Here is a 14,492-nt window from a genome sequence, read left to right on the forward strand (position 1 = left end):
CGCATCCGCATAGAATATTCTTATAAGTCTTATTAAGGTATGGAATTTAAATATCGAAGTGATATCTTTTTAAAGTTGGGATCTGGTTTGAGTAATAACAAAAAAGGGGATTATTCAAGGGGTAATACCATCTGAATTGCTTACAAATGCAATTTTCCTGCTGTCTGGTGACCAGGAAGGGGTGTTAATAGTTGCCTGCCCTCCATATACATAAGCTATTACTTTGGGCTTTCCGCCATTGACGGGCATTAGCCGCAGATATACCTGTTTGTAGAAGGGATGAGCATCTGGTGGAACATCCTTTGAAAAAGAAAGAAAAACGATCCATTTCCCATCCGGCGAAACATGCGGGAACCAGTTATTATATTCATCCGCAGTGAGCTGTTCGGGCTGACTACCATCTGCGTGCATACGCCAGAGCTGCATAGTGCCGGAGCGGGTAGAGTTGAAGTAAATGTATTTCCCGTCCGGACTGTATTCAGAACCATCGTCCAAACCGGGAGTATTCGTGAGTTGTTCTTCTTTTCCTCCGCCGGCAGGTATCCTGTAAATGTCAAAATCATTATTCCGCCTGCCGGTGTATAACAGGTATTTCTCATCCGGCGACCAGCCATGCAGGTAAGAAGGACTTAGCGGTGTAATCTGTTTGGGAATCCCGCCTGTACTGGGTACTGTATATACGAAAGAACTATTCAGCGGACCACTTTCTGAGCCACTGAGCCCCAGCATTTTTCCATCAAAAGAAAGTACGTGATCATTATTATTATCCTTTACAACACCGGTATTGATCACAACAGGCGATTTTTTTTCAAAGTCAAAACGATATAACAGGCCTTTGCTGTTATAGATAAGACTTTTACCGTCCTTTGTCCAGTTGGGCGCCTGTAAAGATGCTTTGTCGGAGTATACGATCTGCCGGTGACCGTTACTGATATCCATCACTTCAATATGGCTGCCAATATAATCCCGGTAGGGAACAAAGTTTTCTTTTGCAGGTACAATGATGCGCACATTGTTATACTTTACTTTTTCTACGACATCTTTATTGTGGGAACAAATGAACAGACCAGCATATACCTCATTTTCCAGGTTTACATCAGCTACCTGTACAACTGTAAAAGGTTCCCCGAAATGCGCTACGGACATAATGTACCGGGTCCCTTTCCGTTCCAGTTGTATGATATCAGGCGCTTTTACAACCGATTGAATTTCTTCCATATCCGCATGTGCCGTTTTGCGATATTGTAAAGAAGTGAGTCCATCCCCATGTACTGTAGCCGCAACGGTAGCTGAACTGCTATCCAGACCGTTACGCACCATCCATCCGAATTTTCTGTGCAGCTCTGTTCCCTTGCCCAGTAAGGATCCCCGGGCCTGTAAAATGAAATCGCCTTTCATCTTTTTCCAGGCATAATGAAATTCATCACTGCCAAACCAGATATTATTACCAGCGCCTGATAGTTCATATACCTGGCTGGAAGCATCGTAGTTAGTCGTGCCTTTATGGGAAGATGGAACACCTACATCGGTACTTCCGTCAAATACTCCTATGTTTTGTGAAATGGCAGGATTACCGGCTGCTAAAAGCAGGACGCAAGTGAACGTTTTGAGGGTGTTCATAACGATTTTGATTGGGTGGTATCTAAAGATAAGACTGATTCCTGATATTGTATATGCTATCTCATTTAGTAGTAAGCACGCAGGAGAAAGCAGGTTTTTGGATTATATAAGCAACAAATGCCGACACCCCGGTTCCTGGTTTACCATATATAACTACCTGATACTTTGAAAGTAATGAAATATTTTGAAGAACTGCCTAATTAGCTTAAATTCAATATATTATTAAACTTCAAACATAAATTCCATGGTAGAAACTGAAGTAAAATCCAACACAAGGTCCAGGAACTGGCATGCCAAGTCGGTAGGCAAATTAACAGGACCTCCTTACACAATTACTGTTATCGGAGAAGTAGGGAGTGGTACCGCTGCTCCCGCATTAAAAAAGAATGAGCGTAAAGCAGATAAAAAGCCGGGCGTTTTGTATCTCACTTGTGTGGGTGGGACAACAAATGATCAATACGCAAAGGTGTTATATACAGAGGTAATATCATCACACGAAGAATTCAACAAAGTTCATATTGACGATGTTAACGGACACATTACGGAATTCAACGTCACCATCATTCATAGTTAATGCTGTTGCACGATATTGTACAAAAGGTGTTCGATGTCGGACACCTTTTGCTTTTTAAGAAGCGAATAGTTCCCATTACCAAATAAAGTTTAACTTGCGCATTCTTGTGATGTATCGGAACCTGTGTTTTGCCAACGTTAACTTATATTACTGTGGATCGCAACGATCTTTATACTCAATTCAGGCAATTGTTCCTGCAATTCTATGACCCCCTGTGTAAATATGCTTTTACTTTCGTTGCTGATAAAGATGCCAGTGAGGATATCGTACAGGATATGTTTACACGCATATGGGAAAGGCATCAGGAAATGATAACATCCCTCAGCATCCGTGCTTACCTCTATAAATCAGTGAGAAACAATTCATTTACCTATCTGAGTAAAAAGAATAAGGTATATAGTTTATCTGATTGGGATATTGATGAAGAAGATATAACAGAACAGGAAAACCATGACATTCCCCATTACAGGGAACTATTGAAAAAAGCGATTGATAACCTTCCGGCAAAATGCAGGGAGGTATTTTTATTAAGCAGATCAGGCAACCTTAGTAACCAGGAAATTGCGGACAATCTCGGGATCTCTGTTAATACGGTCAATAATCAAACCTGGAAAGCCATGAAAATGCTGAAAGCATATGTAGCGAAGGCCAAACTATGGCTCCCGCCGGCTTTACTTATTTTTTTTACCAAACTGTAGGAGTTTTCCAAAACCGATAGTCTTATAACCGGGAAAGTTATGATGTCATTACCTGAACATATAGAGATAATACTCGAAAAACATCTGAAAGGATTGGAAAGCAGCTCAGAAATGAAGGTGCTGGAGGAATGGCGTGCAGAGAACCCTGCACATGAATTATTATATAAACAGCTACTTAAGTTATGGCAGGAATCAGGAGTTGTCCTTGATACACCTGTTTACGATGCAAATAAAGCGTGGAATAAGCTCGATCTTGCCCTTAAACAGGGTAAGCCTGCCCGTAATTACAGATTACTCCTGGCAGCCTGTTTTATCGGCGTCATTTTTATCGCAGGCTGGATGCTCTTCGGCCAAAAGGATATGACAACGCTCCAGGCATCCAATATTGCCAACAGGCAGCTTACACTTCCGGACGGATCCTCCGTGATTCTCCGTAAAGGCGCTGCCATCAGCTTCCCGAAAGCCTTTAAAGAGCGGGAGGTGACCCTTAGCGGTGAGGCATACTTCGATGTGCGGCCGGATAAGGAGCGCCCTTTCCGCATACGGACCACCAGGGCTATCCTTGAAGTACTGGGGACCTCTTTTACGATTAATACCAACAGTCAATACGACCGGTTAGTAGTAACTACCGGCAGGGTGGCCTTTACCGAAACAGCCACTAAACAACGGCAGGTCATTTTGCCCAACCAGGCTGCCGTATTGAATGAAAAAGGTATTGATGTAACACCGGTGAAGGATTCGAATTATTTGTCATGGAGAACAGGGGTCTTAACATTCGATAATACTCCGATAGACCAGGTAGCTGCAGAACTTTCTGATTATTATCACCTGGTTATAAAAACAGATAGCGGGTTATTGACATCCAATATCACAGCGAAGTTTGAAAAGCAACCAATAGAACAGGTATTGGAAGAAATCAAATTATTGTCCAATCTTAGTTACCGCAAACAACACGATACTATCCTGCTATTTAAGCCATAACCTATGTTACGTTTCCTGCTTGCTGTAGCCGGCTGTTTTCTATTATCAGATGGAATGGCACAAAGTAGTCTGTTAAAAATCAAGTTCTATTGCCAGGCAACGGAGGGAAGTGCAAATGCTGTATTGCATGATCTGGCTACCTATAGCAAGATCAATATTGAATATGCGCCTTCTTCTCTGGATAGTACCCTGATAATAAGCCTTCCTGCGGGTGAAACATCATTGGGTGCTGCACTCAACAGAACTTTAGCCGGACAAAAAGTATCCATTATTGAAAGGAATAATAAAATTATCATAGTAGCTGCCGGTTCTCCGCTGGAAGCGGCTGAGAAATACGTTCTCTACGGATTTGTCCAGCTGGAGAACAGTCTTGAGCCATTACCATTTGCTTCTATCAGGGAAACCTCCACAGGAACCCTGTGCCAGTCAAATGTCTTTGGCTTTTACAGTATTTCCCTTCCATCAGGGAAACATGCATTGCAGGTCTCATTTACAGGATCTTCTTCAAGGATAGTTACAATAGACCTTGATAAAAATAGGAATCTCAACCTGGCCCTTTCACCTGCTATGTTACCCGAAGCAAAGGTAGAAGCGGGTAATATGCTAAAAAGGGATGCCGGTATTAAACTCGACAGATACCAATCCGGGATCTATAGCAATATGCTGGGAGGGACCGATCCCGTACGTGCTGTATACCTGTTACCTGGAAATATGGAAAGCCAGGAATCCGGTGGTAAACTGCTGGTAAGGGGAGGAGATCCCGGTGAAAGCCTTTTTCTGCTGGATGGTAACCAGGTGTTTAATCCTGCGCATTTACTCGGAGAGGTATCTATTTTAGCCAATACCAGTATCAAATCAGTCCAGCAATATAAAAATGATTTCCCCGCCCGGTTAAGCGGCGGCATCTCCTCCGTCACTGAGATCAACACAAAAGATGGTAACATGGAGAGATGGAGCGGTGAGGGAGAAGCGGGCATCAATTCTCTTTCATTTACCCTTGAAGGCCCGTTGAAGAAAAACCGTACTGCCATCATGTTATCTTCCAGACAAAGCCTGGGAGATGTGGCTAATCACGACCTGTTAGCATACGATGCCGCTTTTTCAGATACACATATTAAGGCTACCCATATTTTCAACCGGAATAATAAATTACAGTTAAGCGCTTATGTGGGGACAGACAGGCTTCACCTGTCACAGGATAATCCGGAATACCTGCAGAAATGGAATAACAGGCTTTTTACTGTTAACTGGAACCATATATCGGGTACCCGCTCCTTTGTAAATACCACACTGAATGTAAGCAACTATGATAACTACATCGGTTTAATGTACAATGTTCCGGATGAATATAACAAAGGCGCTGTATTCAATAATTATTCTTCCGGTACACGATACGAAGCCAAAACGCAAGTTGAACTCACTATATCTCCACATCTGCAAAGCCGTTTTGGAGGAAGATTTGAGCATAACAACATACACTCTTACAACACACTGATTACCTATTATTTTGTAGAGGACCTTGATTCTTTTTCTTCCGGAAAACGTACACTTGGTTTTTCTGATATAATGGTATATTATGAAAATGAGATCAGGATAGGTGCAAATTTCCTGATACGGCCCGGTGTACATTTTAATGCCTGTAACTATGATAATTATAGCTATCATGCATGGCAACCACGATTTTTCTCCAGCTACAGAATAAATGAGTCCCAGCAGATCAATCTTTCCTATACTCAAATCGGGCAGTTATTACATCTGGTTACAAGTCCGTACCCGGGTATGAACAGGGAAGTATGGATACCCGGCAGCAAGCTCTTAAAACCGGAAGAAAGTAAAATGCTGAATATCGGATATCAGTATAAAAGCAGGAGTAAGTTACACCTCACCACTGATATCTATTATAAGGAAACAAATAACGTAACCGGCTTTACGCAAACATCCAATATCCTTTTTAACAATGATTCCATAGAGAAAAAGATTATGACAGGCAAAGCATCCGGCTATGGTGCAGAACTGATGGTGGAGAAAAAGTACAACAAATGGAAAACCATTTTCTCCTACACACTTTCCTGGAGCTGGCGACAGTTTGATAGCATTTACAATGGCAGCAAACAACCTTACCGTTACGACAGACGTCATAATCTGAATCTCTTAATACAATATCAGCCAATTAAAAAGCTTGAATTAAGTGTACTCTGGCATTTTAATACGGGCGACTGGATAACACTTCCTTCATCGGTATCTTTCAATCCGGACATCACTACTCCAACTAATACCCCTTTCAGAGGTCCAGAAACCAACCGCCTGAATTGTAATGCTTCTTACTATTTTGATACAGGGAAAATCCGCCATAGAGTAACAACAGGTATACATGCGGTGAATCAATCTGCCATGAAGTATAGCACAGAGATAATAACAGCTGAGAATAAAAGCTATGATATCACTACATCCCCTAATCAGCTATTTAAGTATAGCTGGTACCTGACTTATAACATCAGCTTTTAAAAATATTTTTACTAAGCGATAGGAGTTTCCCAACATTCCCCGTCTTACTATCAAACAAAACCAAACACACGATTTAACCATGAAAAGAATTCTGATTACATTACTGACATGCACATGTTTATATAGCTGTAGTAAAAATGATGACGGTACTACTCCTGATTCCAGGAACGAATCATACAAAGCGGGGAATGTTGTAACCGCAGATGAAGCTGTCATGTACACCAACAACGGGGTAGCTATTCACGATCAGGCGATCATAAAGGATTATGTAACACGCAGAGGGGTGCTGTCAGATTATGTATTTGATAAGTCAACAGCAGATGCCAGTATGTTTACCGCATATACACTGGAATTTTCCGATGCTAAGCATACAGTAATAGGCAACACTAAAGCAGAAATCGTTGATAAAAGCGATTCATTGATACTGATGGCAGTATTAGATAGCGCTGTTACTCCGGCAGGACAAAAATCCTGGAGTGATTCTTTAATGGATATGGTAAATAAGAATGGTCCATTGGCAGAATGTCCTTCTTACTATACGGATCCATGTTCCTACAGAAAAAAATATCCCCTGCTGATTGCTGATAGTAATTATTATATCCCTTATGTAGTGGCCACTATTACAACAAATGTCATGATTCCTACCCAGTTTGGTGTATCAATGGACTATAGTGTTTATACACATAAGAGAGGAGAAACAATGCTTTTTGATAAAAGTATGGTATCTAAGTTAGGAAGGACCCTTCCTTATGTCAGCGGTAGTCTGACTTATCTCCTTCAAAGCAATGATACGCTGGTGGTGCAGACACTGCGCCAGAAGATGGTAAAGCAATAAAATAAAGGGGAATAACCGGGTTAATACCTGGTTATTCCCCTTTGTTTAAACTATTATACCTGCAACCTTTCTATACCGGACCAGTTGAGCCAGCTACAGGGAAAACTGAGGATACGCCGGTTTTTCTTTTTATTGATTTATATGTGTATATAAGCCTACCTTGTACCTACCTGATAAAAGATCTTTGATACTGCAGTTGGAGATTTAAAGATGGATAACTATGTGTTTCTCTGCTGAGGCCAGTTTTGCCGCCGGAACTATTCTTTTGGGAATAGGTACAATCTCAATGTACAAAGCCGTAGCCACTCCCCAAAAAGTACTGGCATGTATACCATTATTATTTTCTTTTCAGCAATTCGATGAAGGTATACTATGGCTTACATTCTCCAACAGCGCATATATGCAATGGCAACAGATAGCCATACATGTCTTTCTGCTGTTTGCACAGGTGGTATGGCCAATATTAGTGCCATTCAGTATCCTGCTTATTGAAAAAGACGCTGTGCGTAAAAAGATACTACGTATGATATTGGCTATAGGTGTCATGCTATCTGTTTACCTGCTTTATTGTCTGTTCACTTTTAATCTGACCGCAGTTGTGTCGGGGCATCATATCAGGTATGACTTTTTATATCCCTATACAAACAGATGGTACAGTGGTCTGCTGTATTTCATTCCGACCGTCGTTTCTCCCCTTGTTTCCGGCAACAAAAAAATGAGGATGATTGGCCTCATCGTCTTTTTAGCATTCGGTATATCCAAATTTTTCTTCGGTGAGTACCTTATATCAATCTGGTGCTACTTTGCCGCTACTATAAGTGTTATTGTGTTGATTGTTATTATGGATTTGGAAAAAGAGGAAATAAAGACATTTCACCTGCGGTGAAATACTTACAGATTTCGTGAACTTTCATAAAAGTACCGGTATCAATGCGATAGTATAAGAGGTAAGTCGATTACAATTGATAAAATCTCTATTAATTAATCCATTTAGCATCTTTTGTTAACTAAACCCATACAAGCCTGCTTTAATTTATGAACATTATATTTGATTCATAAATATATTCATAAGCAATGCGTCCTGACTATGTTTCCAAGAGATTCCACGATGAGCGTACAGAATATGTACTGCTCATATTTGCATTAGCAGAAAGCACCTGATATTTCCCTATTCTATCTTTTTACAACCACCATTACTAACACTTTTTATTTATGCACCAAACAATCATCGGCTTGTCTGCCGTGGGTATCCACGATATTGGCAAGGTGGGTGGCAAAAATGCTTCCCTTGGAGAAATGATCAGCAACCTTTCCGGATTAGGTATAAAGATCCCGGAAGGATTTGTCATTACGGTAGACGGTTACCGCATATTCTGCCGGTTTAACCAGCTGGAAAGTAAGATAGAAGAGCTGATCAACGGTATCGACCACAATAGTGTGGAATCCCTGCGCAGGGGAGGTTTGCAGGTCCGGCAACTGATCCGGAACAGTAAATTCCCGCCGGAATTATCCCAGCTCATTATCGAAGCGTATCACCAGTTATCTTCCAACTACGACCAGGAGAATACAGATGTGGCAGTACGTTCTTCCGCTACCGCAGAAGACCTGCCGGATGCTTCCTTCGCCGGTCAGCAGGAAACCTACCTGAACGTCCGTGGTGCGGCAGCACTCATGGACTCTGTTCGTAATTGTTTTGCTTCTTTATTTACAGACAGGGCTATCAGCTACCGTCACCGCTTTAATTACAATCATTTTGAATTAGCACTATCCATCTGCGTGCAAAAAATGGTACGTTCTGATCTCGGTTCCTCCGGAGTAGCTTTTTCCCTCGATACAGAAAGCGGTTTCAAAGACGCTGTGGTGATCAACGGGGCCTATGGATTGGGAGAACTGGTTGTACAGGGCGCCATATTGCCGGATGAATTTATCCTCTTCAAACCGGCCTTAAAAGATGGTTTTCCTGCTATCATAGAAAAGAAGCTGGGCCGTAAAGACCAGAAAATGGTATATGGCGATGACCCGGATGAAAGAGTAAAAGTCATCTCCACCGAGAAATCAGCCAGGGAAAGATTCTGCCTGGATGATAAAATGATCCTCCGCCTGGCTTCCTGGGTATGTACCATTGAAGATTACTACACCAAACTCAAAGGACATTGGTGCCCGATGGACATAGAATGGGCATTGGACGGTATTTCCGGAGAGCTGTATATCGTGCAGGCGCGTCCGGAGACTGTCCACTCGAACAAAGACCGGCAGACCCTTGTAGAATATGTCATCGATAAAAATAAGGATACCGCAGCTCCCATCCTTACAGGTATTGCGGTAGGCGATAAAATAGGCACCGGAATGGTCAATATTTTTTACTCGATGGATAAACGCATTGAAGGCCACGATTTCAATGAAGGGGATGTACTTGTAACAGACATGACAGACCCCGACTGGGAGCCTATCATGAAAAAGGCCTCCGCCATCATTACCAACAAAGGTGGACGTACCTGTCATGCCGCTATTGTAGCCCGTGAAATGGGCGTACCTGCCATTGTAGGCTGTGGTAATGCCACAGAAGTGCTCACCACAGGGCAATTGATCACTGCCTCCTGCGCAGAAGGGGATGAGGGGCTTGTATACGATGGTACAATCAATTACCACATGCAGGAAACAAACCTCAGCAGCCTGCCTGCTATCCATACTTCACTGATGCTGAACGTAGCCTCTCCGTCACTGGCATTTCAGTTTTCCAACCTGCCGCATAAAGGAGTGGGGCTGGCCAGGGAAGAGTTTATCATCAACAACTATATCAAAGTACATCCGCTTGCCCTGCTGCATCATACCCGGCTGAACGATGCCGCGCTGTCTGCCAGCATAAAGGAACTCACACGTGGATACGACAATGGCGCCGATTACTTTATTGAAAAGCTATCTTTCGGTATTGCCCGTATCGCAGCCGCTTTCCATCCCTATAAGGTGATCGTCCGTTTCTCTGATTTTAAGAGTAACGAATACGCTAATCTGCTGGGCGGTCATCACTTCGAACCACAGGAAGAAAATCCTATGATAGGGTGGCGGGGGGCTTCCCGTTACTACGATCCTGTTTACCAGGAAGCATTTAAACTGGAATGCGAAGCGATCCGCCGTGTCCGTAACCAGATAGGCCTGACCAATGTATCCGTTATGATCCCTTTTTGCCGTACAGTAGAAGAACTGCTGAAAGTAAAAGCGATCATGAAGGAATATGGCCTTGAACAGGGGACAGATGGCCTGGAATTATACCTGATGGCGGAAATACCTTCCAACATCATGATGGCGGCTGAATTTGCTAAAGAAATAGATGGGTTTTCCATCGGTTCCAATGACCTCACACAGTTAACCCTGGGATTAGACCGTGACTCTGCACTGGTAGCAGGATTATACGATGAAAGGAATCCTGCGGTAAAACGGATGATAAGCATGCTGATAAAAGAGGCAAAAAAGGCAGGCGTAAAAGTAGGTATCTGTGGTCAGGGGCCTTCTGATCATCCCGACTTTGCCCGTTTCCTTGTTGAAGAAGGGATCGATTCAATATCCGTTACACCTGATTCAATCATTAAAACTATTCGTGCTATTCACACTGCAGAACAGGTAACGGCTGCTGCTTTATCAGAATATTAACAACGGTGCTGTATGATGAGAAAATTAATGACACTCGAAGAGTTTACGATCCAGGAACTCCGGGCATTTCCCAAAGCCACAGGACAATTATCCGGATTAGTAAGAGATATAGGTCTGGCGGCCAAACGTATTAATGTGGAAGTGAACAAAGCCGGATTGATGGATGCTATACTTGGTGCTACAGGCTATATCAATGTACAGGGAGAAGAAGTGCAGAAATTAGATGTTTTTGCAGATAACCAGTTGGTGAGTGTGTTGCGCAATGGTCTCTTTTGCGCGGGCATTGCCAGTGAAGAAAATGATGATATCCTTGTATTCGATGATGAAGTAAGCAACAACGCTAAATACGTTGTACTGATGGACCCGCTGGATGGTAGCAGTAATATTGATGTGAATATGCCGGTAGGGACTATCTTCTCTGTTTACCGCAGGGTTACTCCATTAGGCACGCCCTGTACAAAAGAGGATTTCTTACAACCGGGCACCCGCATCGTTGCTGCCGGCTATATCATTTACGGTCCCAGTACCATCATGGTGTATGCTACCCGGCGTGGAGTGAATGCTTTCACATTAGACCCTTCCATCGGTGAATTCTGTCTATGTTACAGTAATATGAAATGCCCGGAGAGAGGGGACATCTATTCACTGAACTATGGCAACTACGGCGGTTACAACGACCAGATAAAAAAGTATATCGACTTTTGTGAACGCAAAAAGCAGAATGGAAAATGTTACACGCAGCGTTATGTAGGAAGCCTCGTGGCAGACATTCACAGGAACCTTATCAAGGGAGGGATATTTCTCTATCCGGGTACTGCGGAAAAACCTAAGGGCAAATTACGTCTGTTGTACGAATGTAATCCTATGGCCTTTATCATCGAAATGGCCGGTGGCCATGCCACCAATGGTAAACAATCCATCCTTAGCATTATCCCGGATACACTACATGAAAGATCTCCGTTATTTATCGGAAGTTCCGGTATGATGCAGGAACTGCATCAATACATCAAAGGAACAGCCATCCTATACAACATGAGTAATGCATATTAAATAAGTAACACCCCGCCTTGGACATGTATCCCGGATGCTGATAAACTCTTCTTATTCTGTCAATGAAATTGCCGGTAAATGTGGGTTTCATAACATGGCCAACTTCAACCGCATATTCAGGGAACGGAAGAGATGCAATCCCAAAGAGTTTAAGCAAAAATATACCGGTAAGTGTGTTTTCATCTGATGTAAAAGATAAAACGGGCTGATATAGCCCGTTTTTCATTAAATTACTATTCTCAATCATTTGCTATGGATAAGACTGCTTTACAACAAACACAATGGCCCGTACTGGATTATAATAGCTGGAAAGATACATTAGCCACTGTGCACCTATGGACGCAGATCATAGGGAAGGTCCGTCTGAGGAAGATGCCCTGGTTAAATCATTCCTGGCATGTTACGTTGTATGTTAATCCTTATGGATTGGGTACAGGAAGTATCCCATATGAGAATGGGATTTTTCAGATAGACTTTGACTTTATACATCATCAATTGGTAATCGTTACCAGCAATGGTAAAAGAGAAACGGTGGAATTGAAACCCAGAACAGTTGCCAGCTTCTACAAAGAGGTATTTGAAAAATTAAAAATATTGGATATCGATGTGACTATTTATACAGTCCCCTGCGAATTAGAAGGAGCTATTCCTTTCGAAAAAGATGAAATCCATCAGTCATATGATCCGCAAAAAATGGAAGACTACTGGCTGGCGCTTGTAAAAATCAATAACATCTTTACCCGCTTCAGAGCCACCTTCACCGGTAAATGCAGCCCTGTGCATTTCTTCTGGGGAGCCTTTGACCTTGCTGTTACGCGTTTCTCAGGAAGAGATGCACCGCAGCACCAGGGAGAAGCACCCAATATGCCAGCCGAAGTAATGCGGGAAGCTTATTCCAAAGAAGTAAGCTCCTGCGGATTCTGGCCGGGCAATGACCAGTACCCGCACGCCGCTTTTTATGCTTACTGTTATCCTGCAACGCCTGCTTTCGGAGAACAGCCTGTTAAACCTGAAGGGGCTTTCTATAGTAAGGAGATGGGAGAGTTCCTGTTGCCATATGACGCAGCGATGCGGGCAGATGATCCGGAAGAAGCGATATTGGCATTCCTGCAATCTACTTATGAAGCAGCAGCCAATACAGGCAACTGGAACCGTAAAGAACTGGAATGTGACTTTACCAGGTTCGAAACAGAATACGGATGTTTCAAGGAAGTGACGAATACTTTGGATGATTAAGCCATTATCACTGACATTGTGAAGTAAGAAATTTGATGGTTGTTTTATTCAGATCACTGAAGAAATGATGTGCTGCATACATCTCATCAATCTGGTCCGTTACGAAAAGCCGTTGGGAAACATTGAATGATTTGTAAGTAGGGTAGATAGTTGGATTAGCCAGTAAAACAGGCCCCAGGCTATCTGCAGTTACTGTCATATAGTTTTTGGCATCCATCCAGTGATTCGTTTTTAATTCATTGAAAAAGGCGGTAGAAGAGGCGATACTGATATCGGACCTTCTGGCAAAACGTTCCGGATAAGCAGGTGATTTATCCTGCAGAAAGTATTTACTGCAGATGCCTCTGCCTGTTAGCAATTGTGAGTAAGTCAACGCATCCGCATCTCCCTTAGCCCCCACTTCGTCATTATCATCATACTTAGCCATACAAAACTGGAAAGGTATAACTGAAGTATTGAAGATTATCTGAAAGCCCTGCGCACAATAAGAGATACCGGATTTAAATTTATATAATGAAGATAAGGAGCAGGAGAAGGCGCCGCCATTGCTCATACCTATAGCGTATAGAGGGATAGTTCGATTGGCATAACCGCGCGCGTAGAAGGTGTCACGTATCGCTTTGATATTGGCATAGTCTATACTGGTAGTGCTGTCCAGCGGTAACGTTTGCCATCTTAGTTTTCCGTCTCCGTTTGTGTCTGTTCCTAATGAGATCTCTTCTGCTTCTGTAACAACCACCGCAAAACCTGCATTTACCAGGTCTCTCATCATCAGTATCCAGTCGTAGTTATTAGCGATATTCTGTGCACTGCCACCGGTACCATGCAGCAGAAAGGCAATACCCTTAGGACTGGCAGGGAAATAATAGTATACATTTTTCAGGATGTTCACGCCTTTTATCTTCTCATATTGCAGCGTATAGGCAACTGATGCTTTTGTAGAAGCTGTGACTGTCACATTTTGCGCGGGCATCACAAAGCTGTTATGCCATTCCCCGCTATTCTGCAGCAGGTTTGTAATGCCGGTCCAGCTATCAAATACTGCATTGTCAGGAATTGCTGCTGACCAGATATTTACAGTATCTCCGATTTTATATTTACCACTTCCGTAGCCATTCACGACGGTAACCGTAGCGCTGTCGGTAATAGTATTGTTATTATCAGGAGCAGGGGTGCCGGATTTCTGGCAGGCAGTAAACAATACTACGTATAGCAGTCCACCCAATAATGAAGATCTCATAGAATAGTTTAAGTGATTGTCCCTTTACAAATGCGTTAACAAGATAAAAATCTATAATGATATTTACAAGATTAATTTAATATGAATATTGTATTGATTATCAAT

Annotated in this window: 11 protein-coding genes and 1 pseudogene; 10 read left to right on the top strand and 2 right to left on the bottom strand. The window is 42.6% G+C overall.

Features of this window, described 5'->3' with window-relative positions; all coding sequences use genetic code 11:
- Nucleotides 1–114 precede the first annotated feature (114 nt).
- The gene (locus GO495_RS30080; protein WP_157303662.1) at nucleotides 115–1,620 is read right to left on the bottom strand and encodes a TolB family protein; all 1,506 of its coding nucleotides are present in this window, start codon (nucleotides 1,618–1,620) and stop codon (nucleotides 115–117) included.
- 244 nt (nucleotides 1,621–1,864) lie between these two features.
- Here GO495_RS30080 and GO495_RS30085 point away from each other — a divergent pair, with 244 nt between their 5' ends.
- The 10 genes and pseudogenes from GO495_RS30085 to GO495_RS30130 all read left to right on the top strand — a co-directional run bounded on the left by GO495_RS30085 (nucleotide 1,865) and on the right by GO495_RS30130 (nucleotide 13,147).
- Entirely contained in the window at nucleotides 1,865–2,194 is a 330-nt protein-coding gene (locus GO495_RS30085) for a hypothetical protein (protein ID WP_157303663.1), read from the top strand.
- Nucleotides 2,195–2,346: 152 nt separating this feature from the next.
- Nucleotides 2,347–2,892 carry an RNA polymerase sigma-70 factor gene (locus GO495_RS30090; protein ID WP_157303664.1) on the top strand — a complete coding sequence of 182 codons (546 nt, stop codon included), beginning with the start codon at nucleotides 2,347–2,349 and terminating at the stop codon, nucleotides 2,890–2,892.
- 39 nt (nucleotides 2,893–2,931) lie between these two features.
- Nucleotides 2,932–3,873, top strand: coding sequence for a FecR family protein (locus GO495_RS30095; protein ID WP_157303665.1), 942 nt, complete (start codon nucleotides 2,932–2,934; stop codon nucleotides 3,871–3,873).
- A 3-nt stretch (nucleotides 3,874–3,876) separates the two neighbouring features.
- Nucleotides 3,877–6,378 (top strand): TonB-dependent receptor, encoded by a 2,502-nt coding sequence (locus tag GO495_RS30100; protein ID WP_157303666.1) that lies wholly within the window; start codon nucleotides 3,877–3,879, stop codon nucleotides 6,376–6,378.
- A 79-nt stretch (nucleotides 6,379–6,457) separates the two neighbouring features.
- A complete protein-coding gene (locus GO495_RS30105; RefSeq protein WP_157303667.1) occupies nucleotides 6,458–7,213 on the top strand; it encodes a hypothetical protein in 756 nt (251 codons plus the stop codon).
- 220 nt (nucleotides 7,214–7,433) lie between these two features.
- Nucleotides 7,434–8,099, top strand: coding sequence for a DUF6629 family protein (locus GO495_RS30110; protein WP_157303668.1), 666 nt, complete (start codon nucleotides 7,434–7,436; stop codon nucleotides 8,097–8,099).
- A 326-nt stretch (nucleotides 8,100–8,425) separates the two neighbouring features.
- Entirely contained in the window at nucleotides 8,426–10,861 is a 2,436-nt protein-coding gene (ppsA, locus tag GO495_RS30115; protein WP_157303669.1) for a phosphoenolpyruvate synthase, read from the top strand.
- Nucleotides 10,862–10,873: 12 nt separating this feature from the next.
- Nucleotides 10,874–11,911: a class 1 fructose-bisphosphatase gene (gene fbp / locus GO495_RS30120; protein WP_205691358.1), complete on the top strand. Its 1,038-nt coding sequence runs from the start codon at nucleotides 10,874–10,876 to the stop codon at nucleotides 11,909–11,911.
- Between the two features lie 25 nt (nucleotides 11,912–11,936).
- Nucleotides 11,937–12,098 (top strand): annotated as a pseudogene (locus GO495_RS32780) (helix-turn-helix domain-containing protein); the annotation flags it as partial.
- Between the two features lie 65 nt (nucleotides 12,099–12,163).
- Nucleotides 12,164–13,147 (top strand): DUF5996 family protein, encoded by a 984-nt coding sequence (locus GO495_RS30130; protein WP_157303671.1) that lies wholly within the window; start codon nucleotides 12,164–12,166, stop codon nucleotides 13,145–13,147.
- A gap of 7 nt (nucleotides 13,148–13,154) precedes the next feature.
- Here GO495_RS30130 and GO495_RS30135 read toward each other — a convergent pair whose 3' ends face one another.
- On the bottom strand, nucleotides 13,155–14,387 hold the full coding sequence (locus GO495_RS30135; RefSeq protein ID WP_157303672.1) for an InlB B-repeat-containing protein: 1,233 nt from the start codon (nucleotides 14,385–14,387) through the stop codon (nucleotides 13,155–13,157).
- Nucleotides 14,388–14,492: the final 105 nt, after the last annotated feature.

The sequence above is a fragment of the Chitinophaga oryziterrae genome, assembly GCF_009758125.1.
Lineage (GTDB): Bacteria > Bacteroidota > Bacteroidia > Chitinophagales > Chitinophagaceae > Chitinophaga > Chitinophaga oryziterrae.